This window comes from Paraburkholderia kururiensis JCM 10599 = LMG 19447, assembly GCF_003986935.1.
Classification (GTDB): Bacteria; Pseudomonadota; Gammaproteobacteria; order Burkholderiales; family Burkholderiaceae; genus Paraburkholderia; species Paraburkholderia kururiensis.
In genome coordinates, this window is record NZ_RJZE01000021.1 from 32,445 (window position 1) to 55,217 (window position 22,773).

General features: G+C 64.8%; 21 protein-coding genes. 6 read left to right on the top strand and 15 right to left on the bottom strand.

Features of this window, described 5'->3' with window-relative positions; all coding sequences use genetic code 11:
• Positions 1–21 precede the first annotated feature (21 nt).
• The 6 genes from PKKP23_RS23810 to PKKP23_RS23835 form a co-directional block, all read right to left on the bottom strand.
• A complete protein-coding gene (locus PKKP23_RS23810) occupies positions 22–624 on the bottom strand; it encodes a pyridoxamine 5'-phosphate oxidase family protein (protein ID WP_126878672.1) in 603 nt (200 codons plus the stop codon).
• Between the two features lie 118 nt (positions 625–742).
• Positions 743–1,606 (bottom strand): NAD-dependent protein deacetylase, encoded by an 864-nt coding sequence (locus PKKP23_RS23815; RefSeq protein ID WP_126878673.1) that lies wholly within the window; start codon positions 1,604–1,606, stop codon positions 743–745.
• On the bottom strand, positions 1,603–1,851 hold the full coding sequence (locus PKKP23_RS23820; RefSeq protein ID WP_126878674.1) for an oxidoreductase-like domain-containing protein: 249 nt from the start codon (positions 1,849–1,851) through the stop codon (positions 1,603–1,605). The genes PKKP23_RS23815 and PKKP23_RS23820 overlap by 4 nt, the downstream gene beginning before the upstream one ends.
• 91 nt (positions 1,852–1,942) lie before the next feature.
• The gene (locus tag PKKP23_RS23825) at positions 1,943–2,542 is read right to left on the bottom strand and encodes a class I SAM-dependent methyltransferase (protein WP_161978137.1); all 600 of its coding nucleotides are present in this window, start codon (positions 2,540–2,542) and stop codon (positions 1,943–1,945) included.
• Positions 2,543–2,584: 42 nt separating this feature from the next.
• A complete protein-coding gene (locus PKKP23_RS23830) occupies positions 2,585–3,382 on the bottom strand; it encodes an SDR family oxidoreductase (RefSeq protein WP_126878677.1) in 798 nt (265 codons plus the stop codon).
• 60 nt (positions 3,383–3,442) lie between these two features.
• Positions 3,443–4,879: a DUF2252 domain-containing protein gene (locus tag PKKP23_RS23835; protein ID WP_126878678.1), complete on the bottom strand. Its 1,437-nt coding sequence runs from the start codon at positions 4,877–4,879 to the stop codon at positions 3,443–3,445.
• Positions 4,880–5,003: 124 nt separating this feature from the next.
• On the opposite strand from PKKP23_RS23835, the gene PKKP23_RS23840 reads away from it, so the two are divergent.
• A complete protein-coding gene (locus tag PKKP23_RS23840; RefSeq protein ID WP_017775336.1) occupies positions 5,004–5,624 on the top strand; it encodes a LysE family translocator in 621 nt (206 codons plus the stop codon).
• A 188-nt stretch (positions 5,625–5,812) separates the two neighbouring features.
• Complete coding sequence (locus PKKP23_RS23845; RefSeq protein WP_126878679.1) at positions 5,813–6,790, top strand: 2-dehydropantoate 2-reductase; 978 nt, start codon at positions 5,813–5,815, stop codon at positions 6,788–6,790.
• 112 nt (positions 6,791–6,902) lie between these two features.
• On the opposite strand, the gene PKKP23_RS23850 is transcribed toward PKKP23_RS23845, so the two are convergent.
• The 3 genes from PKKP23_RS23850 to oxlT all read right to left on the bottom strand — a co-directional run bounded on the left by PKKP23_RS23850 (position 6,903) and on the right by oxlT (position 10,990).
• Positions 6,903–8,360, bottom strand: a complete 1,458-nt coding sequence (locus tag PKKP23_RS23850; protein WP_126878681.1) for an aldehyde dehydrogenase family protein — start codon at positions 8,358–8,360, stop codon at positions 6,903–6,905.
• Positions 8,361–8,481: 121 nt separating this feature from the next.
• Positions 8,482–9,582 carry a LysR family transcriptional regulator gene (locus PKKP23_RS23855; protein WP_126878682.1) on the bottom strand — a complete coding sequence of 367 codons (1,101 nt, stop codon included), beginning with the start codon at positions 9,580–9,582 and terminating at the stop codon, positions 8,482–8,484.
• Positions 9,583–9,652: 70 nt separating this feature from the next.
• On the bottom strand, positions 9,653–10,990 hold the full coding sequence (gene oxlT / locus PKKP23_RS23860) for an oxalate/formate MFS antiporter (protein ID WP_017775332.1): 1,338 nt from the start codon (positions 10,988–10,990) through the stop codon (positions 9,653–9,655).
• 382 nt (positions 10,991–11,372) lie between these two features.
• Between oxlT and PKKP23_RS23865 the strand changes: the two genes are divergently transcribed.
• Positions 11,373–12,320 carry a LysR family transcriptional regulator gene (locus PKKP23_RS23865; RefSeq protein ID WP_126878684.1) on the top strand — a complete coding sequence of 316 codons (948 nt, stop codon included), beginning with the start codon at positions 11,373–11,375 and terminating at the stop codon, positions 12,318–12,320.
• A gap of 96 nt (positions 12,321–12,416) precedes the next feature.
• Complete coding sequence (locus tag PKKP23_RS23870; protein ID WP_126878686.1) at positions 12,417–12,728, top strand: hypothetical protein; 312 nt, start codon at positions 12,417–12,419, stop codon at positions 12,726–12,728.
• Between the two features lie 128 nt (positions 12,729–12,856).
• On the opposite strand, the gene PKKP23_RS23875 is transcribed toward PKKP23_RS23870, so the two are convergent.
• The 4 genes from PKKP23_RS23875 to PKKP23_RS23890 all read right to left on the bottom strand — a co-directional run bounded on the left by PKKP23_RS23875 (position 12,857) and on the right by PKKP23_RS23890 (position 19,238).
• Positions 12,857–13,672 (bottom strand): fumarylacetoacetate hydrolase family protein, encoded by an 816-nt coding sequence (locus tag PKKP23_RS23875; RefSeq protein ID WP_017775329.1) that lies wholly within the window; start codon positions 13,670–13,672, stop codon positions 12,857–12,859.
• Positions 13,673–13,812: 140 nt separating this feature from the next.
• A complete protein-coding gene (locus tag PKKP23_RS23880; RefSeq protein WP_126878687.1) occupies positions 13,813–16,014 on the bottom strand; it encodes an acetate--CoA ligase family protein in 2,202 nt (733 codons plus the stop codon).
• A 178-nt stretch (positions 16,015–16,192) separates the two neighbouring features.
• Positions 16,193–17,440 carry a formyl-CoA transferase gene (frc, locus tag PKKP23_RS23885; protein ID WP_126878688.1) on the bottom strand — a complete coding sequence of 416 codons (1,248 nt, stop codon included), beginning with the start codon at positions 17,438–17,440 and terminating at the stop codon, positions 16,193–16,195.
• Between the two features lie 37 nt (positions 17,441–17,477).
• On the bottom strand, positions 17,478–19,238 hold the full coding sequence (locus PKKP23_RS23890) for a thiamine pyrophosphate-binding protein (protein WP_126878690.1): 1,761 nt from the start codon (positions 19,236–19,238) through the stop codon (positions 17,478–17,480).
• Between the two features lie 357 nt (positions 19,239–19,595).
• Between PKKP23_RS23890 and sucC the strand changes: the two genes are divergently transcribed.
• Together sucC and sucD are read left to right on the top strand one after the other, a co-directional pair.
• Positions 19,596–20,792 carry an ADP-forming succinate--CoA ligase subunit beta gene (gene sucC / locus PKKP23_RS23895; protein WP_126878692.1) on the top strand — a complete coding sequence of 399 codons (1,197 nt, stop codon included), beginning with the start codon at positions 19,596–19,598 and terminating at the stop codon, positions 20,790–20,792.
• Between the two features lies 1 nt (position 20,793).
• A complete protein-coding gene (gene sucD / locus PKKP23_RS23900) occupies positions 20,794–21,672 on the top strand; it encodes a succinate--CoA ligase subunit alpha (RefSeq protein WP_017775324.1) in 879 nt (292 codons plus the stop codon).
• A 62-nt stretch (positions 21,673–21,734) separates the two neighbouring features.
• Here the strand turns inward: sucD and PKKP23_RS23905 are convergent, their stop codons facing one another.
• Positions 21,735–22,466 (bottom strand): GntR family transcriptional regulator, encoded by a 732-nt coding sequence (locus PKKP23_RS23905; protein ID WP_026121562.1) that lies wholly within the window; start codon positions 22,464–22,466, stop codon positions 21,735–21,737.
• Entirely contained in the window at positions 22,444–22,665 is a 222-nt protein-coding gene (locus PKKP23_RS23910) for a hypothetical protein (RefSeq protein ID WP_017775322.1), read from the bottom strand. Before PKKP23_RS23910 ends, PKKP23_RS23905 begins: the two co-directional genes overlap by 23 nt.
• Positions 22,666–22,773: the final 108 nt, after the last annotated feature.

Genomic DNA, 22,773 nt, shown 5'->3' on the forward strand with positions numbered 1-22,773 from the left:
ATACGGGCCTCAGCACGGGCCTCAGTACAGGCCCGTCTTCAGGCGCTCGGGCAGTTCGCGGTCGTAGGCCACGGCATCGAAATCGTCGCGGATGCTTTTGATCATTTCGCCCGCGCTCGGCAGCAGCGAACGCTCGACGTGCTGCGCCGGGTCCCAGAGTTTCGAGCGCACCAGCGCCTTCGAGCAATGAAAGTAGACCGCATCGACGTCGATCATCACCACCGTGCGCGGCCGCTTGCCTTCCACGGCGAAGCTCTCGAGCAGCGCCTCGTCCGTGCTGATGCGCGCGCGCCCGTTCACACGCAGCGTCTCGCCCACGCCCGGCACGATGAAGAGCAGCCCCACGTGCGGCTGCGCGAGGATGTTGCGCAGACTGTCCACGCGGTTGTTGCCGATGCGGTCCGGCATGGCGAGCGTGCGTTCGTCGACGATGCGCACGAAGCCCGGCGCGTCGCCGCGCGGCGAGCAATCGAGCCCTTCGGGGCCCGCCGTCGCAAGCACGACGAAAGGCGAGCGCTCGATGAACTGCCGGTAGCTTTCGTTGACGTAGCCGATTTCCTTTCGCACGGACCGCTCATGCGGCTGACCGTAAAGCGCTTCCAGTTCTTCGAGTGTGGTGAGCATCGACACGTCCTTGTCGTGATGGCAATGGAGTTGAGTTGGGAATCTGACGCGTTGCGAAGCCGTTGCGAAGCCGTTGCAAACCTGCTGCAAACCTCGCGATGAGCTCGCTTTGAGCCCTCTATCCAGCGGCGGCCGCGAGTTGTCCCGCGAGCGCGGCCAGCGTCTCGCCGCACGGCGCCTCCACCTTCAACGCGAGCATCGGGTCCGCACGTGTCTTGCCGAGATTGATGGCCGCAACCGGCTTGCCCGCACGCTCGGCCCACACGCAGAAGCGAAAGCCTGAATACACCATGAGCGACGAGCCCACCACGAGTACCGCGTCGGCCGCATCGAGCGCGGCGCTCGCGGCTTCTACACGCGTGCGCGGCACGTTCTCGCCGAAAAACACGACAGCGGGCTTCAGCATGCCGCCGCAGACCTCGCACACGGGCACGCGAAACGCGGCGAGATCGGCCCATTCGATATGCGCGTCGCCGTCCGCAGCGGGTTCCGCGTTGGCGCCGGCAAAGGCCGGGTTGTCGCGCTCCAGGGTCTGCTGAAGCGACGCGCGCGAATACGCCGTGCTGCAGTCCATGCACGTCACGCCGCCAATGCTGCCGTGCAGCTCGATCACGTTCGCGCTGCCCGCGCGCTGATGCAACCCGTCCACGTTCTGCGTGACGAGCGCGGCCACGTGTTGCGCCGCTTCGATGCGTGCGAGCGCGCGATGCGCCTCGTTCGGATGCGCGTGCGCGACCACGGGCCAGCCCACCATGCTGCGTGCCCAGTAGCGCTGCCGCGCCTCGTGCGAACCGACGAACGCCTGCAACGTGATGGGCGGCGAACGCTTCCATGCGCCGTTTTCGTCGCGATAGCCGGGAATGCCGGAGTCTGTGCTGATGCCCGCGCCGGTCAGCACGAAAAGCCGCGGATGCCGGCGCACGAAGTCGTGGAGCGCCGCAAGTGCGGCGGGGTCGATGGCGGGAGACAGAAGGTCGGTCATGAGCGGGGCTTTACGCGCGGGGTCTTCTGCTGTGCCTCGTGCGCATGCTCCGCGTGAGCCGCTTGCCGCGCCTCCCACGCTGCGAGCGCGGCGCGGTAGCGCTCGCACGCCTCGTCGTAGAGATCGAAAACGCAGGGCGCGCAGCCGCCGCGACAACAATCGTCATCGGTGGGGCGCAGAGGTGGTTGCGGACGAGGATCGTCGGGGTGCAGGCAATCGTGCACGGCAGACAAACGAAACGGCATGAACGCGATCGCGCCAGTATACGGGAGCGCCGCTGATCGCGCAGACGGCGCAGCTGCCGTCACGCGCCCGCGCCGTCTGCCTGCCGTGCCGTCACGCCGTGCCGCCCTTGCGCACGATGAGCCGATGAATGCGCTTGCCCGACGATGCGCTTACCTCCTCGCGGTCGAACAGCACGGTGTCGTCAACGCTCAGTGCGTCGAGCACTGCGGCCTTGTCGAAGGCAGCGTAGAGCCGTCCGTTGCCGTCGCGCTGCGAGGCGTCCGCGGTCACGCGCCAGCTCAGGTAAACCGTACCGCCCGCATGCGTGATGTCGAGCAGCCGCTGCACGGCAGGCGTTACCGCCGCGGGCTCGAGATGCATGATCACGGTCTCGCACAACACGTTCTCGTAAGCACCCGATGCGACGTTCGCGAGTTCGGGCAACACCGCGTGCTCGAAGCGCAGCTCCGGGTGCAGCGCACGCGCCGCTTCGAGCAGCCCCTCCGATGCATCGAAACCGCACGCATCGTAGCCATGCGCAGCGAGCCACGCCGTGTCGCGGCCCGCGCCGCAACCCACGTCCGCCGTAGGCCCCGGCCTGAAGTAGCGCTCCAGCAACGCGTACATGTCGTCGGGCGCGGGCTGCGTGTGCCATTCCTGCGCGTACGCGGCCGCACGGGTGTCGTAGGCGTGTACGGTCTGTGTGTCCATCGTCATTGCTCTCCGTTGTTGTTATCGGTTCGCGCCGCGTGGTCAGCCGCGCCCCACGAACGGCATCTTCGTCGCCATGATGGTCATGAACTGCACGTTCGCGGCCAGCGGCAGTTCGGCCATGTGCAGCACCGCGTCGGCGACGTGCGAGACGTCCATCAGCGGTTCCACGGCGATTTCGCCGTTGGCCTGCGGCACGCCGCGCGCCATGCGCTCGGCCATTTCCGTGGCCGCGTTGCCGATATCGATCTGCCCGCAGGCAATGTCGTACTTGCGTCCGTCGAGCGATACGGACTTCGTGAGCCCCGTAATCGCATGCTTGGTCGCGGTGTACGCAATGCTGTTGGGTCGCGGCGCGTGCGCGGAAATGGAACCGTTGTTGATGATGCGGCCGCCGCGCGGCGACTGCGACTTCATCAACGCAAAGGCCGCGCGCGTACACAGGAACACGCCGGTGAGGTTCGTATCCACCACGGCGCGCCAGACGTCGACGTCGAGTTCGTCGATCTCCACGGGCGGCCCGTTGCGTCCCGCGTTGTTGAAGAGCACGTCGAGCCGCCCATAGCGCGAACGAATGGTGTCGAAGAGATGCGCGACGCTTGCGGCATCCGCGACGTCGCAAGGCACGGCCAGCGCTTCCTGACCGAGTTGCTGTGCTTCGGCCACAAGCGCATCGAGCAGCGCGGCGCGACGCCCTGCCAGTACCACGCGATAGCCGTGCGCGAGGAGACGCTTCGCCACGGCGCGCCCTATCCCGCTGCCCGCACCCGTGACGAGTGCAACCTTGCCTGCGCGCGGATCTGCCGCGCTGCCTTCATGACCCTGGACCTCTGTTCCCATGCTCACCTTGCCTTGTCTCCTTGATGTGAGGCATACGATTGGCGCGTGCCGCGCATGACGTCATGCGGCGCGCGTGCGGGACACGCCTGCGGCGACGTCGTTTTCGCTTTGCGTTTCGAGCTTGCCGCTTCGGCACGCCGCAAGGAACACATCGTAGTCGTGCTCCGCCTTGTCTGCATAGACGCGCGCATACGCCGCGAGCGACTGCGGGAACTGATCGCTGCGGCCCATGTAGGCGGCAATCTCGATGGCCTCGCCGCTCGCCTTCGCATGCGCCCGCGCGAGCGCCCAGCCGCAGAGCCGCGCGTAGCTTTCAAGCAGCATGCTGTCGAACAGATCGACATTCGCGGCAAGCTTCCTGTCGCGCCATTCGCGCACATGGAAGGAACGCTGCGAGACACTGGCGGTCCAGCCTGCAAAGACGTCTCTCGTAGCCTGCAGCAGACGCTGCGCCATCGCTACGCGCTCGCCGTCATGACGTGCAGGCAAGGCGCGTGGCGAGCCGGCATCGACGTATCGCGCGATGGCGGACGGGTGCGATTCCCTCGCCTGAAGAAAGAGCGGCTTGTCGTGATGATCGGTGCACAAGAGCACGAAGTCCCGGCTCGCGCCGTTCTCGACCTCGACCTGGAAAGCGAGATCCTGAAGCGTGAATTGATCGAGCAAGGCGCGCCGGTCGTGCGCCAGCGTCTCGCGATACTGCTCCCACATCGGTTCGATCACGCTGCGCCAGTCTGCGCCCTCTTCGAAGCCGCCCTCGTCGGATGCGAACAACGGCGCGGCGTGCTCTGCGCGATATAGCGTGGGTGGCGCGTTGCGCCATGCGAAGCCGTGCGCAGTGCGATCGACGAGCGTGCCAGGCGCCCTGCCATCCGCCCCCGCCGCGCCCTTTTCCAGAGCGCGCCGGATGGCGCGACGCGCCTCCGGTGCCAGCGCGCTTTCGATCATGTGGTCGAACGTGATCGTCTCGTGCCACATCTCGACGGCGCCGTATTGCGCGTACTGACGCATGCGGTCGCGGTACTGCGCCACGGCGGCCAGCACCAGCTCTTCGGCCGCGCGGCTGGATAGCCGCCGCTGACGGGCCGCCAGCACGAGGCTCACAGCGAGGCGCTTCACGTCCCATTCCCACGGGCCTATCGCGGCTTCGTCGAACGCGTCGACTTCGAACGCCAGCTCGCGCCCGGCAGTGACGAAGCCGCAGAAGTTGAGCAGATGCGCATTCCCGCAGAGGGGCACAAGCATGCCGGTGTGAGGCAAGCGGCTCAGGTCATGCGCATGCAACGCCGCGCTGCCGAGAAAGAACGCGAGCGGCGACACCGCCATGCGGCCGTGATGCAGCGCCACGAGCCGCGGTGCGTAGTGCTCGGCCTGCTCGCGCAACGGCGCGAGCGGGTCGCGACTCAGATCGCCGATCTGGCGGTGCGCCGAACGCTTCATGTGTTCGCGCACGGCGCGGCCCTTCGCATGCCGGTACTCGATGGTGCTGCCTTTCATGCGGCTCTCCGTTGTGTTCGATGTCGTGCAGCGGATTAGACAGTGCAGCCGAAACCCGCGCAAGGGGACTCGCGCGCGTGCCGCACGCTACAATCCGCGCATCCCCCCACACTGGTGATGCGCCATGTCCCTCTCCGCCTGGCTCTTCTTCCTGCCCGCCTGCTTTGCCCTCAACATGGCGCCGGGCCCGAACAACCTGCTCTCCATCAACGCCGCCGCGCGACACGGTTTCCTCAAAGCGGTCATTGCCGGCGCGGGCCGCCTCGTCGCTTTCGCGACGATGATCGTGCTGACGGCGACGGGCCTCGCGGTCGTGCTGCAAGCCTCCGAACTCTTTTTCCTCGCGATCAAGCTGGCGGGCGCCGCCTATCTGGTCTGGCTCGCCATCCAGCTCTGGCGCAGCGATGCCGGGCCGCTTGCAGCAATGGCCGACGACGGCGGCTCGCTTGCGCACATGGTCCGGCGCGAGTGTTTCGTCGCGGCGGGCAATCCCAAAGCGATCCTCGTTTTCACGGCGTTTCTGCCGCAGTTCGTCGACATCGCGAAGCCCATGCTGCCGCAGTTCACGGTGCTCGGCGCGAGCTTTCTCGTGCTCGAATGCATTGCGATTGCGCTCTACTCCGCGGCCGGCGTGTATCTGGCGCGCTGGCTCGCGCGCGCCTCGGTGCGCCGCTGGTTCAACCGTTGCTGCGGTGCGTTCCTTGGCGCCATCGGCGTCAGTTTCCTGTTCGCGCGCCGCGCCTGAAGGCGTTCATAAGCCATTCCTAATGGTTGAATCGAAAAACTTTAACTGTCGTGAATCGACATTGCCTCCTATGCTGTGATCATCGCCCTCGCCGGCGCGCCCGGTTCCCGTTCGCCTGAACGGGACGCGGCGCAGCGCCCACGCGTGCAAAGGGCAACCGGCCTTTCATCGTCAGTGGGGATGTCATCATGAAGATCTGTATCTTCGGGGCGGGGGCAATCGGCGCGCTCATGGGGGTGGAACTCGCACGCGCGGGCGCGGACGTGAGTTTCGTTGCGCGCGGGCCGCACCTCGCCGCCATGCAGGCCAACGGTGCGCGGCTTCTGATAGACGGCGAGGAACACGTGGCCAGGGTGCGTTGCACCTCGGACCCGCGGGAACTCGGCGTGCAGGACTACGTCATCATCACGCTCAAGGCCCATTCGGTGGCCGGCGTCATCGATTCGATGCAGCCGCTCCTGGGTAGCCACACCGCCATCGTTACGGGCACCAACGGCATTCCGTACTGGTACTTCTATCAGCACGGCGGCAAGTTCGCGGGCACGCGGCTGGAAAGCGTCGATCCGGACGGCGCGCAATGGACGCGCCTCACGCCTGAACGCGCCATCGGCTGCGTGCTGTATCCCGCTGCTGAAATCGCGGAGCCTGGCGTCATCAAACACGTGTACGGCAAGAAGTTTCCCATCGGCGAGCCGAGCGGCGAGCGCACGCCGCGCATCCAGCAACTGCACGAGATCATGCAGGCCGCCGGATTCGATGCGCCGATACGCGACAACATTCGCGACGAAATCTGGCTGAAGCTTTGGGGCAACCTCTGCTTCAATCCGATCAGCGTGCTCACGCATGCCACGCTCGACATCATCACGAGCGACCCGGCCACGCGCGCACTGTCGCGCACGATGATGCTGGAAGCGAAGCGCATTGCCGAGCAGTTCGGCGTGCACTTTCGCGTGGACGTGGAGCGTCGCATCGATGGCGCAGGCGCGGTGGGCGCGCACAAGACCTCGACACTCGTCGATCTGGAACACGGCCGGCCGCTGGAGATCGATCCGCTCTTGACCGTCGTGCAGGAGATGGGGCGACTGATTGGCGAGCCGACACCCACCATCGACATCGTGCTCGGCCTTGTAAAGCAGCGCGAACGGATGGCGTTGCAGGGCGCGTGATATCGGCATATCGCGCGCGTGCACGCGTACGTCATTGCGCACAGCCCTGACGCGGTAAAAACAAAAGGCGGGCCGTGTCAGCGGCCCGCCTTTTTTTACGCCCGCTGCCGCATTACTGCGCGAGCGAGAGCCATACCGCCTTCGGCTCCGTGAAGTTTTCGATCGCCACGTCGCCGTGCTCGCGCCCGAAACCCGAATCGCCCGTACCGCCCCAAGGCAGGCGCACGTCGGTATAGCCATAGGTATTGATCCACACCGTGCCCGCGCGCAACTCGCGCGCCATGCGATGCACGCGCCCGATGTCGGCGCTCCACACGCCGGCCGCAAGACTGTAGGCGGTGCCGTTTGCGATACGCACAGCGTCCTCTTCGTCTTCGAAGCGGATCACGCTCGCCACCGGTCCGAAGATTTCCTCCTGCGAAATGCGCATCTCGTGCTCGACGTTCGCGAACACCGTGGGCTCCACATAGAAGCCACGCTCGCCGATGCGCTTGCCGCCCGTGACGAGCGCCGCGCCCTCGTCGCGGCCAATGCTCACGTAGTCGAGCACGGTCTTCATCTGCGCTGCGGAAACGAGCGGCCCCATGGACGTGTCGCGCCCCGACGGGTCGCCCACGCGAATGGCCTTCGCGCGTGCCGCGAGCCGCTCCACCACGTCGTCGTAGACATCGCGATGCGCGAGGATGCGCGAACCGGCGGAACACACCTGCCCCGTGTTGAAGAAGATGCCCGACGCCGCCGCACGCACGGCCTGATCGAGATTCGCATCGGCGAAGATCACGTTTGCGGACTTGCCGCCCAGCTCGAGCGTCACGCGTTTGAAGTTGCCCGCGGCGCCTTGCAGAATGCCGCGCCCCACCGAGGGCGAGCCCGTGAAGGTGACCTTGTCCACGCCAGGATGCGCAACGAGCGCGTCGCCCACCACCTTGCCCTTGCCGGTCACGATGTTGAGCACGCCAGGCGGCACGCCGGCTTCGAGCGCGAGTTCGCCGATACGCAGCGCTGAAAGCGGCGTGATCTCCGCCGGCTTCACCACGAGCGTGCAGCCGCACGCGAGCGCGGGCGCAATCTTCCACATGCCGATCATGAGCGGGAAGTTCCACGGCACGATCGCGCCCACCACGCCTACCGGCTCGCGCACCGTGTAGGTGAGCGCGTCGGGACGCACGGGCACCACCTGTCCGTTGATCTTGTCGCACCAGCCCGCGTAGTAGGCGAGCGTGTCGATGGCGGCCGGGACGTCCTGGCGCATCACGGCGGCAATGGGCTTGCCCGCATCGAGACTTTCGAGCGCCGCGATCTCGTCCTGATGCTCGCGCAACAACTCGGCGAAGCGGCCCAGAATGCGCCCGCGTTCGCCGGCACGCATACCGTTCCAGACTTTCAGCGCGACACGCGCGGCCCGCACGGCGACGTCGACATCCGCCACCGTGCCTTGCGCAACGAGCGCGATGGGCTCTTCCGTGGCCGGGTTCAGGTCGACGGAATAGTCGCCGCCGCTGGGCGCAATGCGCTTGCCGTCTATCAGCAGATCATGGCGGATGAGGTCTGCGTGGGTGGTTGATTCCATGGTGAGACTCCTTGCATCGATCGAAGGGTTGCAATTCGCTCGCTCCGCGTGGTGGTTCACATGGGCGCTGCACGCTGGATCGCTCGCGGGCCCTCGCGTCGCCGGATGCAAGGCCGATGCCTCAGGCGATGCGCGCCGTGAAGGACGGCGGTCGCTGCGCACCGTGCGACGATGCGACCGTGCGAACCGGAGGGCGGGCGAGAGCGGCGGCGGCGTCGGGGGCGTCCGGCGATGCGGCTTGCACGCTTTTGTCTACGGCTGCGGTGTCGCCTGGGGCTGCGGCTGCTGCTGCGCTTGCCGCTTCATTCGCCGCATCGCGCGCATAGTCGACAAGCCGCTGCCACACCGCTTCAGCATTCGGACGCAGCGAGCGGTTCTTGCGCCGCACCAGCATGGTCGTGAGCGTCACTTCGGGTTGCAGCACGCGCACCGCCAATGCGGCGGAGGGCGCGGGCCAATGCGCCCCCACGGGCAACAGTCCCACGCCGAGCCCGAGTTCCACCATCCGCAGCACCGCGGCGAGATGGCCAAGCTCCTGAACCGATGCCGCATCGGGCGCGCGCGTCGCCAGTGCCCGCGCGATGACACCGTGGCCGCACGCGTCGTCGTTGAGCGTAATGAGCGGCGTCGCATCGAGGTCGCACCACGTAAGCGCGTCGCGTTGCGCGAGCACGTGGCCCACAGGCAGCACGGCGCAAAGCGGCGTCGTGAAAAGCGACTGGGCTTCGATGGTGCCGGCCGCCGCGACCGTTGCGTTCCCGGCCACGAGCGAATCCGCGATCAGCGCGAAATCCACCTCGCCCTGCTCCACGGCCGGAATCGCAGCGGCTTGCGGCAAATCGCGAATGCGCACGGCAAGCGCCGGAAATGCGGCAGCGCACTGCGCGAGTCCCAGAGGCAACCAGCCGGACGACAACACGGCATTGCTGGCCAGCGCCACCACACCGGTATGGCCGACGCACGACGCGCGGCCCTCGTTGAGCGCGAGTTCGATCTCGTCGAGCAACCGCCCAATGCGTTGCTCGAGCCCCGCGCCCGCCGACGTCAGCGCGACCTGGCGCGTGGTGCGATCGAAGAGCCGCAGATCAATGGCATCTTCGAGCTCGCGAATACAGCGGCTCACTGCGGACTGCGTGAGCCCGAACTCGCGCGCGGCGCGCGTGAAACTGCGCTCACGCGCCACCGCCACGAAAACCTTCAACTGATGCAGCGAAACGTTCATGTGCGACCGTTCCTTCGATGAAGCCTTGCACGCTTACGCGCTCTTGCCTCTCGCCTTCCTGCTCACGTGATTACTCGCCGGTCTGCTCAGGCCAGTGCGAGAGCCGCGACGCGCCGCCGTTGCCATTGCGCACCGCACCGGACAAGGCTTCGCCCGATTCGATCCAGCGTGCCCGCATCGGCTGCAGAATGAACTTGGCCGATACACCCGCGGCAATCGTAATGACCGCGGAGGCCACGAACACGGCGCTCCACCCGCCCGTTGCGGAAAGCACCGACGCGATCGGCACGAGCAGCGACGCCGTGCCCTTCGCCGTGTAGAGCGTGCCCGCATTTGCAGCTGCGTACTTGCTGCCGAACGTGTCCGCGCAAATGGCCGGGAAGATCGAGAAGATCTCGCCCCAGAACAGGAAGATGAGCGCGGCGAACACCATGAACGCATAGGGGTTCGTGCCGAACTGCATCATGCCGAGCAGCGAGAGCCCTTCGCCGATGAAGATCAGGAACATGGTGTTTTCACGGCCGATCTTGTCGGAGATGAACCCGCATAGCGGACGCGTGAAGCCGTTGCAGATGTTGTCGATGGAAAGCGTGAGCGTGAGCAGCGGCAGCGTTGCGCCGAACACCGTCATCGGTATGCGGGCCAAGCCCCAGTCCTTCGCGATGGGACCGATCTGCGCGGTGGCCATCAGGCCGCCCGCCGCCACCGCGACGAAGCACACGTAGATGACCCAGAACACCGGCGTCTTGATCATCTGCCCTGGCGTGAAGTCGATGCGCGATACCGCGAAGCGCTTCTTCTGCGCAGTCACCGCACGGATCTGAGGCTTCCTGAGCACCAGCGCGAGCACGAAGATCGCGATGCCCTGCAGCAGGCCGAAGAACAGGAAGGTGTGTTCGTAGCCCGAGCGCGTGATCATGTTGGCAATCGGAATCACCGTCACGGCAGCGCCTGCGCCGAACCCAGCAGCCGTGAGGCCTGCGGCAAGGCCGCGGCGGTCCGGGAACCACTTGAGCGCGTTGCCCACGCAGGTGCCGTACACGCCGCCTGCGCCTACGCCCGCAATCACGGCGGCAACGTACAGCATGGGCAACGTCGTGGCATACGAGTTGAGTACCCACGCGAGCCCGGCGCATACTGCGCCGCCTGCCACGACGGGACGCGGACCGAAGCGGTCCACGAGCCAGCCTTCCACCGGCACGAGCCACGTCTCGGTCAGGATGAAGATGGAGAACGCGAGCTGAATCGACGCCTGGCCCCAATGGTGTCTCGCGTTCATCGGCGCGACGAAGAGGGTCCAGGCATATTGGAGGTTAGCCACCAGCGCCATGCACATCATGCCGATGACAAGCTGACACCAGCGGTTCTGCCAGAACGGGCCGGCCGCCGGTTGATTGACGTCTTCCATGAGACTTGTCTCCGCTATGTATTCAGGGCAACAGGCCAATACGCCGGCCTGCATCCATTCCGCCTTATGGTTATGTTCCGGCTATTGGACTGCCGGATTTTCCATTACGGGAATTAAGCAAAATGCGGAATAAAACCTGTGCCGCCTTTCGCTCCCGCCTGCCCGGCTCCAGGCATGCTCCGGAACCGCGCCCTCCTTGTTTTTCGCCGTTCTTTACCACTTCTTCCCGCTTTTTACTGCTTTGCGCCGCGTCTACCCGCGCGTTAACCCGCATTTCCCGGCCGGCGACTCATGCTTTCAAAGTCATGCTAGGGTCATTGCTGAATTACTCATAATTAAAGTTTGTTATTATCAGCATTCACCTTCGTTTATGGATAAGGCCATGACGATGAGAAACGCCACGCTGCGCCAGCTCAAGGTCTTCGAGACGGTGGCGCGCCATCTCAGCTTCTCGCGCGCCGCAGAGGAATTGCACCTCACACAGCCCGCCGTCTCCACGCAGGTGAGGCAGCTCGAGGAACACGCGGGCCTGCCGCTTTTCGAGCAGCTCGGCAAGAAGATCTACCTCACGCCCGCCGGTACCGAAATGCTTCACTACAGCCGCGCCATCATCCAGCAGTTCCACGAAGTGGACGAAGCGATGGGGCAATTGAAGGGCGTCTCGGGCGGCACGCTCAACGTTGCCGTGATCAGCGCGGGCGACTACTTCTTTCCGCGCCTGCTTGCCGAATTCATGCGCCGCTATTCGGGCGTCGTGCTGAACCTCGCGGTGCACAATCGCGAGGAACTGTTGCATCAGTTGGCCACGAACCGAACCGACCTCGCCGTCATGGTGCGACCGCCACACGAGATGGACTCCATCAACGAGCCTTTCGCGCCGCATCCGTACGTGATCGTGGCGGCGCCCAATCATCCGCTCGCGCACAAGCGCAACATCAAGCTGAACACGCTCGCGAACGAGGCGTTCATCGTGAGAGAACGCGGATCGGACACGTGGAATTCCATGGAAGAAGGCTTCGCCGGCAAGCTCTCGAATCTCAAGATCGCCATGGAGATCAAGAGCACGGAAACGATCAAGCAGGCCGTGATTGCCGGCATGGGCATCGCCTTCCTTTCCGCCCACACCATTGCGCTCGAATTGCAGGTGGGCAATCTCGTCGTGCTCGACGTGGAGACCTTCCCCGTCATGTTGAACTGGTACGTCGTGCATCGCCGCAACAAGCGGCTGCCGCCCGTTGCGCTCGCCTTCAAGCGCTTTCTCATGGAAGAAGGCGCGCAGCTGATCGAACGGATCACGCGCGTGACCGAATCGACGGTGCATAAAGGCTAAGTTATGGACTTCCAATAAAACTTTAACTATTGCAAATCCATTGCGGCCTCTATGCTGGAGTCGAGTTCTCTCACTCGACTGCACAGGAGTCCGACCATGAATCACGCTTCGGTTCTGTCCCATTCCGTCACGCGCAACCCGTCCCGCAGCGCGACCGAAAGCGCGGCGGACGCCCACCTCGACGCCTACAACGCGGCGTTCAGCGACCTGGGGCTGCGCTTTCGCTGGGACCATGACACGCTCGCCGCGCTCAGCGAGTTCAGCAGCGAGCTTGCGCGCATCACGGCCTACATCGAACGGTTTCATGCGCATCTGCATCGCGCCTATGACGCCGACTTTCTCGCGCAGCTGATTCTCAGCAAGAAGAGCGAGTACTTCCGCGAGATCTCGCCCCAGGCGGGAAACTGATTCATGGGCCGGGGGTTCCCGGCCCACCGACTCACAGCCCACCGACTCACAGCCTCGCTTCGGGTTTCGGCACGACAGCATGCCTCGCCGCAGCCCTTTGCGCACATACAGCCTGTGCGCAACCGCGTTCATTCCTGCCCCGCCATCGTCGCTACCGTCGTCGGCTGCTGCGCCTGCGTCGCGGCCAGTGTGTTGGCGAGCTCGCCGATGCCTTCTATCGCGATCGTGACCGTCGCGCCATCGCGTATCGAGCCCACGCCGAGCGACGTGCCGCATGCAATCACGTCACCGGGCTCCAGCGTCATGTCGTGCGAAATCATGCTGACCTGCTCCGCGGGCGTGAGCACCATGTCCGCCAAGGGATAGTTCTGCCGCTCGGCGCCATCTAACGTGGTCACTACGCGCGCTGCGCGCCAGTCGAAGCCCGAGACGATCGCCGGGCCAATTGCGCAGAACGTATCGAATCCCTTCGCGCGGCACCACTGCGGAAAATCCGGGTTCTCGTTGAGCAGTTCGGCGGCGGTCACGTCGTTGACGATGGTGTAGCCGAAGATGGCCGCCTCGGCCGCCTCGAGGCTCGCATCGCGGCAACGCTTGCCTATCACGATGCCCAACTCGCCTTCATACGCGATCTTGCCGGCGTAGCTGGACGGTCGCCGGATCGCCTCGCCTGGCCCGATCACGGAACCCGCGGGCTTGATGAGGAAAAGCGGATGCGCGGGCACGGCCTTGCCGAGCTTCGCGGCAAGCGCATGAAAGTTGTTCCATAGCGCCACCACCTTGCCCGGCGCGCAGGGCGCAAGCGGCGTCAACGCGCGCAGGGAGAGCACGGCGCCAGTCGGCACGGGCTGGTCGATGCCCTCGTATTCGTGCAGATAGCCGTTCTCGACGCGTCCAAACGCGATACCGCCGTCGCTGGACATGAAGCGCATCCATGTTTCCATGCTTGCCTCCGTGGCGGTCCGGCCCTGCACACGTGTCGTCATGCCGGCCGTCCGCACCATGCTGAACGTTGCCGATGCCCGTCTATGTGCGACCGGCCACACAGCGTGCGGCCCGTCGCATTCGCTCACTCACGCCGGCATCAGATGAGGCCTGCCGCACGCGCCCACCGGTACTTCGCGCCGAGCACCGCCACCGGAATTTCGGTGGAGTACGCGTACGCCGGCACGCCGTGCTCGTAGAGATAGGCCGCCGCCTCTTCCACTTCCACGTCGCCCGCGAGCGATGCCACGATGGGCTTTTCGATGCCCTTCGCCTTCATCTCTTCCTTCACTTCGACCACGAGTTTCGCGAACACCATGGGCGGCGTGATGATGGTGTGCCAGTAGCCAAGGATGATCGCGTGAATACGCGGGTCTTCGAGGCCCAGCCGGATGGTGTTTTGATACGTGGTGGGCGGCTCGCCGCCCGTGATGTCCACGGGGTTGCCTGCTGCGCCGAAGGGCGGAATGAACTTGCGAAACGCGGCGTCCAGATCGGGCGGCATGGTCATGAGCGAGAGGCTGTTGTCCACGCAGGCATCCGAGAGCAGCACGCCCGAGCCGCCCGCGCCCGTGATGATCACGACGTTTTCGCCCTTCGGCGTGGGCAGTTTCGGAATGCCGCGCGCGAACTCGAGCAGATCGCGCAGCGAGCGTGCGCGGATCACGCCGCATTGCCTGAACACGTCTTCGTAGATGCGGTCGTTGCCGGCGAGCGCGCCGGTGTGCGAACTGGCCGCGCGTGCGCCAAGGCTCGTGCGCCCCGCCTTCAGCACCACGACCGGCTTCTTCTTCGACACGCGGCGCGCCGCCTCCGCGAACGCGCGGCCATCCTTCAGGTCTTCGCAGTGCTGCGCGATGATTTCCGTGTTGTCGTCCTGCTCGAAGAACGTGAGCAGATCGTCTTCGTCGATGTCGGACTTATTGCCGAGCCCGACGATCGCAGAGACACCCATCTTCGCCGCACGCGAAAACCCGATGATCGCCATGCCGATGCCGCCCGACTGCGACGAGAGCGCCGCCTTGCCCTTCACGTCGTACGGTGTACAGAACGTCGCGCAGAGGTTCTTCGGCGTGTAGTAGAAGCCGTAGATGTTGGGGCCCATCAGGCGGATGCCGTACTCGCGCGCAATCGCCACGATCTCCTGCTGGCCTTCCACGTTGCCCGTTTCCGCGAAGCCCGACGGAATCAGCACTGCGCCCGGAATACCCTTCTGCCCCACTTCCTTGAGCGCCGCCGCAACGAACTTCGCGGGAATCGCGAACACCGCCACGTCGATATCGCCCGGCACGTCGAGCACGCTGCGATACGCCTTGCGGCCCATGATCTCGTCGGCCTTCGGGTGGATTGGATAGATCTCGCCCTGGTAGCCGCCGTTGATCAGGTTCTTCATCACCGAGTTGCCGATCTTGCCGTCTTCCGACGAGGCACCGATCACCGCGACGCGATCCGGCCGCATGATACGGTTCATCTGCCGCACGATGTCTTCCTGGCTGGGACAATAGCGCTCCACGGGCGGTGAAAAGTCGAGCACGATGCGCACGTCCGCGGCAATCGCACCTGTCTTGCTCGCGAACACGGGATTCAGATCCATCTCCGCGATTTCAGGGAAGTCCGTGACGAGCCGCGACACGTTTTCGATCAGCGTAGCGAGCGCGTCGCGGTTCACCGGCTCGCCGCCGCGCACGCCCTTCAGCATTTCCGCAGCAGCGATGCCGTCGAGCATGGAGCGCGCGTCGTCGCGTGTGGCCGGCGCAAGGCGGAACGTGATGTCCTTGAGCACTTCGACCAGCACACCGCCAAGACCGAACGCCACGAGCTTGCCGAACGAGGGGTCGGTCACGGCGCCCACGATCACTTCCTGGCCGCCCCCCACCATCTGCTGCACCTGCACACCCACGAGATTCGCGTTGGCGTTGTAGCGCTTCGCGTTTTCCATGATGGTCGCGAAGCCCTGCGTTACCTGCTCCGCGTTCGCGAGTCCCACCAGCACGCCGCCCGCTTCCGTCTTGTGCAAGATGTCGGGCGACACGATCTTCAGTACCACTGGGAATCCGATTTCACTCGCGAGCTGCGCCGCATCCGCGGCGGTGGCCGCCACGCCTTCCTTCGGCACCGCGATGCCGTAGACGTCGCAAATGAGCTTGCCTTCCGGCGCCGTGAGCGCGTTGCGCCCTTCGGCTTTCACGTGATCGAGAATGTGCCGCACGATGTCCTTGTGCGTCTTCCCCGCGCGGCCGGTTGCGTCCTGAACGGCGGCCGTGCCGCGTTCCTTGAGCGTGAGTGCGTCTTCGTATGCCATGTCCTGCCGTCTCCGAAACAGGTTGAAGAAGAGCCGCCCTGCGCGCCGCATGTGCGGCGCACGGGTGTCGCGTTGCATGTCCTCTGCCGGGCAGACAACGAAGAGCGGCGGCGAGCGCGAGAGGCCGGCTATTCCAGGGTGGCGGCGTCGCGCTTGAAAGCGGTCGTCAGAACAGCCTTCAGATCGCGCCCGCGGCACGCAGCGCGCTGATCTGCTCCGACGAGTAACCGAGTTCCGCCATGACCTCGTCGGTGTGCTCGCCAAGGAGCGGTGAACGCTTCACGTCGGTCGGACTGTCGGAAAGCTTGATCGGGTTGCCGACCGTCAGGTACTTGCCGCGCACCGGATGGTCCACTTCGACGATCGTTCCTGTCGCGCGCAGCGATTGGTCCTCGGCGATCTCCTTCATCGAGAGGATCGGTCCGCACGGAATGTCGTACTTGTTGAGCAGCTCCATCGCTTCGAACTTGGTGCGCTGCATGGTCCAGTGTTCGATCTCGGCGAAGATTTCCTTGAGCCTCGGCAGGCGCGCATTCGGCGTTGCATAGTCAGGATCGCTAATCCATTCTTCGCGGCCAATCAGATTGCAGATGCGATCCCACACGGGCGCCTGGGTGATGAAGTAGATGTAGGCGTTCGGATCGGTCTCCCAGCCCTTGCACTTCAGGATCCAGCCCGGCTGCCCGCCGCCCGATGCATTGCCGGCGCGCGGCACGGCTTCGCCAAAGGTGCCGTTCGGATACTGCGGATACTCCTTGAGCACGTTGGTACGTTCGAGCCGCTGCTGGTCGCGCAGCTTCACGCGGCACAGGTTCAGCACGCCGTCCTGCATGGCGGCCAGCACCTTTTGGCCGCGGCCTGTCTGCACACGCTGATAGAGCGCCGTTACGATGCCGAGCGCGAGATGCAGCCCCGTGCCGCTGTCGCCAATCTGCGCGCCGGTCACCACGGGCGGGCCATCGTCGAAGCCCGTGGTGGAGGCCGCACCGCCCGCGCATTGCGCGACGTTCTCGTAGACCTTGCAGTCCTCGTACGGCCCGGGCCCGAAGCCCTTCACCGAAGCCACGATCATGCGCGGATTGAGTTCCTGGATGCGCTCCCACGTGAAACCCATGCGGTCCAGCGCACCCGGCGCGAAGTTCTCCACCAGCACGTCGCAATGCTGGATCAGCGTTTCCAGCACGCGCTTGCCTTCGGGGTTCTTCGTGTCGAGCGTGATTGAACGCTTGTTGCCGTTCAGCATCGTGAAGTAGAGGCTGTCCGCGTCGGGAACGTCGCGCAGTTGCTCGCGCGTGATGTCGCCTGCGCCTGCGCGTTCCACCTTGATCACGTCCGCACCGAACCACGCGAGCAACTGCGTGCAGGTGGGGCCAGATTGCACATGCGTGAAGTCGAGAATGCGCACACCATCGAGTGCCTTGCCCATTTGATGTCTCCTTCTCCTGATTCGCGTGATCGGCGCGTCACTTGTACATGGTCTGGTTCTTCGTGCCCGGCGCATATTCACGCGGGTCGACCCAGATGTTCACCACGGCCGAGCGACCCGTGCGATGAATCGCTTCACGCGCACGCTGCAGCGCGCCCGCGATCTGCGTGGGGTCGCGCACTTCCTCGCCGTAGCCGCCCAGCATTTCCGCAAACTTGCTGAAGGGCACGTCGGACAGCAGATTGCCGACGTTGCCGCGCTCTTCGCCGTACTTCGCCAGTTGTCCGTAGCGAATCTGGTTCATCGCGGAGTTGTTGCCGATCACGGCGAGATACGGCACGCCGAAGCGATTGGCCGTTTCCATGTCGAAGGCGGTCATGCCGAACGAGCCGTCGCCGTAGTAGCAGAGCACTTCCTTGTTGGGATGCGCGAGCTTCGCGGCAATCGCGAAGCCAGTGCCCACGCCGAGCGATCCGAGTGCGCCCGGGTCCATCCATTGACCCGGCCGGCGCGGACGCACGGCTTGCGCGGAGATCGTCACCACGTCGCCGCCGTCGCCGATGTAGATGGTGTCCTCGCCGAGGAACGCATTGAGTTCATAGGCGACGCGGTACGGATGAATCGGCGTGTTGTTCGACTTGAAGAGTGGCATCAGCTTTTCCGTGGCCGTCATTTCGGCATCCTGAAGCTGTGCCATCCACTTGCGCCGCGCTTCGCGCCGGTCGTTCTTGATGCGGCCGCTCGCGGCCTGCAAGACGGCATTGAGAATCGCGCCGGGGTCGCCCACGAGCCCGAGGTCGATATCGCGGTTCTTGCCCACCGTGCGGTAGTCCATGTCGATCTGCACCAGCGTGAGCTCCTTGCTGATGCGCCGGCCATAGCCCATGCGAAAGTCGAACGGCGTGCCCACCACGATCAGCACGTCCGCGTTGGCGAAGGCCTGCGAGCGCGTGCGGTCGAAGTGATGCGGGTCGCCCGGCGGCAGCAGGCCGCGGCTTGCGCCGTTGAAGTAGCCGGGAATGTCGAGGCCGCGCAACAGCGCGATGGCTTCTTCGTGGCCGCGTGCCGTCCATACCTGCTGGCCGTAGAGAATGGCCGGCCGTTCGGAGTTGACGAGGATGTCGGCCAGTTTCTCGATGTCGCGCGGGTCGCCAATGGATTTCGTCGACGCGCGATAGTGGCCGGGTTGCGGAATCACGGCGCGCGTGAGATCGACTTCGCGGTCCAGGACGTCGCGCGGAATTTCGAGATAGGCGGGCCCGGGCGCGCCGTTGAAGCACTCGCGTGCAGCCATGGAGATCATGTCGGCCACGCGCTCGGTACTGGGCACCGTGGCCGCGAACTTCGTGATGGGCGACATCATGTCCACGTGCGGCAGGTCTTGCAGCGAACCCATCTTGTGCTGCCCCAGCGCGCCCTGCCCGCCGATGTGCAGCACGGGGCTTTCCGAGCGGAACGCCGTGGCGATGCCGGTCACCGCGTTCGTGCAGCCGGGGCCGGCCGTCGTCACCACGCAACCGAGCTTGCCTGTCTGGCGCGCATAGCCGTCTGCCGCGTGCGCGGCTACCTGCTCGTGACGCACGTCGATGATGCGGATGCCTTCGTCGACGCAGCCGTCATAGATGTCGATGATGTGGCCGCCGCACAGCGTGAAGATGGTGTCCACCCCTTCGTTCTTCAGGGCTCGCGCAACCAGATGGCCGCCCGAGACGATGTTCGCGTCACGGCTTTTCTGCTTGAGGGTGTCTTCTGCGGTCGTGGTGCCGCTGGGGCTGACGGGTGAAACCACTGCGGACATGGTCGTCTCCTGGTCGATCGGTTTGTTCAACGGCGACTGCTGCTCACATCGAAGACACCCGGCACGCGGATAGCCTGCGACCGCTTTTCAATACACCGTATGTGATATATCACATTCAATCAAGACGAATTTTCCCGTGTCATTCACCGGTGGTTCGAGCCAAATCTCTTTTTAGTTCAAGTGATTAACTCAAATTTTCCAGCCTTCGCGCCCTGCATTCCCGGGAAAACCCTGAACTTCGTCACGTCTTGATGACGTGTGATATATCACATACCATATTTTTAAGGTCGTCAAGCACGATCTTTCCCGCACCGGCTGCGGTGCCCTTTGGAACGGACGAACGCGAGCGAGGAGACAGTGAACATTCACGAATATCAGGCGAAGGCGCTGCTGCGGCAGTACGGCGTGGCGGTGCCCGAAGGGCGCGTGGCCTTTACGGCCCACGAAGCCGGCGAGGCGGCACGGGCGCTCAGCGGCCCGGCATGGGTCGTGAAAGCGCAGATTCATGCGGGCGGGCGCGGCGCAGGCCGTTTCGCCGACGACCCCAACGGCAAGGGCGGCGTGCGCGTGGTGCGCTCAGCGGAGGAAGTGACGAGCCACGCGGAGCAAATGCTGTCTTCCGTGCTGGTAACGAAGCAGACGGGGCCGGCCGGGCGCGAGGTGAAACGCGTCTACGTCGAGCAAGGTTGCGCGATTGCACGCGAGCTTTACCTGGGAATGCTGATCGACCGCAGCACCTCGCGCGTCACCGTGATGGCATCGACCGAAGGCGGCATGGAGATCGAGGACGTGGCGGCCCGCACGCCGGAGAAGATCGTGAAGCTCGCCATCGATCCGGCTACGGGCATGCAGGCCTACTACGCACGCCGGCTGGCGTTTGCGCTGGGGCTCTCAGGCAAGCAGATCAATGCAGCCACGCAGTTCATGCTGGCTGCGTGGCGCGCGTTCGTGGAACTGGATGCCTCCATCGTCGAGATCAATCCGCTCGTCGTCACGGAAGACGGCGATCTGCTCGCGCTGGACGCGAAGATCAATTTCGACGACAACGCCCTCTTCCGCCATCCGCAGATCGAAGCCATGCGCGACGAAGCCGAGGAAGACCCGGCCGAACTCGAAGCCGCGCAGCATGCGCTCAACTACGTGACGCTCGACGGCAACATCGGTTGCATGGTGAACGGCGCCGGCCTTGCGATGGCGACGCTCGACATCATCAAGCTCTACGGCGGCGAGCCCGCCAACTTCCTCGATGTGGGCGGCGGTGCCACGAAGGAACGCGTGGCCGCGGCATTCCGGCTGATTCTGCGCGACCCGAAGGTGAAGGGCATTCTCGTCAACATCTTCGGCGGCATCATGCGCTGCGACGTGATTGCCGAAGGCGTGGTTGCCGCAGCGCGCGAAGTACAACTGGACGTGCCGCTCGTGGTGCGGCTTGAAGGCACCAACGTCGAACTGGGCAAACAGATCCTGCGCGAATCGGGCCTGCCCATTCTTTCCGCCGATCATCTCGCCGATGCCGCCGCCATGGTGGTCAAGGCCGTTGAAGGAGTGCACTGACATGGCCGTCCTCATCGATAGCGGTACGAAGGTGATTTGCCAGGGATTCACGGGCTCGCAGGGCACGTTCCATTCGGAACAGGCCCTCGCCTACGGCACGCAGATGGTGGGCGGCGTCACCCCCGGCAAGGGTGGCACGACGCATCTGGGGCTGCCCGTGTTCGACACCGTGGCCGACGCAGTGGAACGAACGGGCGCGAATGCTTCGGTGATCTACGTACCCCCGCCCGTGGCGGCCGACGCGATCCTGGAAGCCGTGGACGCCGGCGTGCCGCTCGTTGTGTGCATCACCGAAGGCATTCCCGTGCTCGACATGGTGCGCGTGAAGCGTGCGCTGGCCGGTTCGCGCACGCGGCTCGTGGGTCCGAACTGCCCTGGCGTCATCACGCCGGGCCAATGCAAGATCGGCATCATGCCGGGCCACATTCATCGGCCGGGCAAAATCGGCGTGGTCTCGCGTTCGGGCACGCTCACCTATGAAGCGGTGGCGCAAACCACCGCGGCGGGACTCGGGCAAAGCACGTGCATCGGCATTGGCGGCGACCCTGTGAACGGCACACACTTCATCGACTGTCTCGAAATGTTCCTCGCCGACGACGACACCGAAGGCATCATCATGATCGGCGAGATCGGTGGCAGTGCAGAGGAAGACGCCGCGCGCTTCCTGAAAGACGCGCGCACGAAGAAGCCCGTGGTGGGCTTCATCGCGGGCGTCAGCGCGCCGCCCGGCCGGCGCATGGGCCATGCGGGCGCAATCATTTCGGGTGGCACGGGCACGGCCGGCGCGAAGATCGAGGCCATGCGCTCGGCGGGCGTGCACGTCGCGCAGTCGCCAGCGGCGCTCGGCGCAACGATGGTCGAAGCGCTGCGGGCGATGTGATTCGGCGTGAGTGGAAGATGAACTAAAGCGGCGGGCGGCTCATGCGCCGCCCGCCGCCGTGTTCAATCGAGGAAGTCGCAGTTCGCTTCGACGTAAGCGGCCAGATCGAGCGAATGCTGGCGCACGAGCTTTTCCGCGAGTTCGGTGTCGCGCTTCTCCAGCGCCTCGATGATGCGCAGATGATCGACGATGGACCGCGACGCGCGATCGCTCTGCGAAATGGTCATGCGGCGAATCGCACGCACGTGGATGAAGATGTTCTTGATGGTGTCCAGAATGATCTGCGACTTCGAGAGTTCCACGATGGCCTGGTGAAAGGCGATGTTCGCGTCCGAGTACTCTTCGATGTGCTCGGCGGGCGTGGTGTCGCGAAAGTCGTCGAACATGTGGCGCAGCTTCGCGATTTCCCCGTCGCTCGCATGCAACGTGGCAAGACGCGCCGCCATGCTTTCGAGCGCCGCCCACATCTGGATCATCTCGACAATCTCGCGCTTGCTCTTGCGCACGATATAGATGCCGCGGCGCGGCACCATGCGCAGAAAACCTTCCTGCTCGAGCAGCGTCATCGCCTCGCGCACCGGCGTGCGGCTCACGCCCAGCTTCTCGCTCAGCTCGCGCTCGTCCAGCCTTATTTCGTCGTGCGACTGGTAGATGTCCGCATCGGCAATGGCCTGACGCAGCATCACGTAGGCCTGATCGCGCAGGCTGGCGCTCGCGTTGATGGGTTGCAACGCGAGCGTGAGAGGGGTGGCCACTGGCGTTACCCTCGCCTCAGTTTGAAGTTCCGACGACATTCATCGCCTCTTTACGGACAGCAGGACGATACGAAGCGGCGGGAACGGCAGCCGGCACGTCGCCCAGATCGGCAAACCGGCCGTGCAGAGCGGCCTGGCGCGCCACGGATGTCGGCACCCACCGGGTCAGCAGCACAGTTGCGGCAGCGCCCAGACCCACCACGGCGAGGGCAAAAAGCCCGAGAGATACAAATTCCATTTGAAGCTCCATAAGATTGAGAGAACGGATGACTCAATCATATGGTGCGTCGCCGCAAAAATCAATATTCCGTATGTAGTATATCAGATAGCCTGTCGGTAGATTACA

Coding starts and splice junctions, on each gene's coding strand:
- PKKP23_RS23850 (WP_126878681.1), bottom strand. CDS start 8,360: ATGGAATCAACCACCCACGCAGACCTCATCCGCCATGATCTGCTGATA.
- PKKP23_RS23855 (WP_126878682.1), bottom strand. CDS start 9,582: ATGAACGTTTCGCTGCATCAGTTGAAGGTTTTCGTGGCGGTGGCGCGT.
- PKKP23_RS23810 (WP_126878672.1), bottom strand. CDS start 624: ATGCTCACCACACTCGAAGAACTGGAAGCGCTTTACGGTCAGCCGCAT.
- PKKP23_RS23910 (WP_017775322.1), bottom strand. CDS start 22,665: ATGGAATTTGTATCTCTCGGGCTTTTTGCCCTCGCCGTGGTGGGTCTG.
- PKKP23_RS23840 (WP_017775336.1), top strand. CDS start 5,004: ATGTCCCTCTCCGCCTGGCTCTTCTTCCTGCCCGCCTGCTTTGCCCTC.
- PKKP23_RS23835 (WP_126878678.1), bottom strand. CDS start 4,879: ATGAAAGGCAGCACCATCGAGTACCGGCATGCGAAGGGCCGCGCCGTG.
- frc (WP_126878688.1), bottom strand. CDS start 17,440: ATGGGCAAGGCACTCGATGGTGTGCGCATTCTCGACTTCACGCATGTG.
- oxlT (WP_017775332.1), bottom strand. CDS start 10,990: ATGGAAGACGTCAATCAACCGGCGGCCGGCCCGTTCTGGCAGAACCGC.
- PKKP23_RS23865 (WP_126878684.1), top strand. CDS start 11,373: ATGACGATGAGAAACGCCACGCTGCGCCAGCTCAAGGTCTTCGAGACG.
- PKKP23_RS23905 (WP_026121562.1), bottom strand. CDS start 22,466: ATGTCGTCGGAACTTCAAACTGAGGCGAGGGTAACGCCAGTGGCCACC.
- PKKP23_RS23815 (WP_126878673.1), bottom strand. CDS start 1,606: ATGACCGACCTTCTGTCTCCCGCCATCGACCCCGCCGCACTTGCGGCG.
- PKKP23_RS23875 (WP_017775329.1), bottom strand. CDS start 13,672: ATGGAAACATGGATGCGCTTCATGTCCAGCGACGGCGGTATCGCGTTT.
- PKKP23_RS23880 (WP_126878687.1), bottom strand. CDS start 16,014: ATGGCATACGAAGACGCACTCACGCTCAAGGAACGCGGCACGGCCGCC.
- PKKP23_RS23845 (WP_126878679.1), top strand. CDS start 5,813: ATGAAGATCTGTATCTTCGGGGCGGGGGCAATCGGCGCGCTCATGGGG.
- sucD (WP_017775324.1), top strand. CDS start 20,794: ATGGCCGTCCTCATCGATAGCGGTACGAAGGTGATTTGCCAGGGATTC.
- PKKP23_RS23890 (WP_126878690.1), bottom strand. CDS start 19,238: ATGTCCGCAGTGGTTTCACCCGTCAGCCCCAGCGGCACCACGACCGCA.
- PKKP23_RS23825 (WP_161978137.1), bottom strand. CDS start 2,542: ATGGACACACAGACCGTACACGCCTACGACACCCGTGCGGCCGCGTAC.
- PKKP23_RS23870 (WP_126878686.1), top strand. CDS start 12,417: ATGAATCACGCTTCGGTTCTGTCCCATTCCGTCACGCGCAACCCGTCC.
- PKKP23_RS23830 (WP_126878677.1), bottom strand. CDS start 3,382: ATGGGAACAGAGGTCCAGGGTCATGAAGGCAGCGCGGCAGATCCGCGC.
- PKKP23_RS23820 (WP_126878674.1), bottom strand. CDS start 1,851: ATGCCGTTTCGTTTGTCTGCCGTGCACGATTGCCTGCACCCCGACGAT.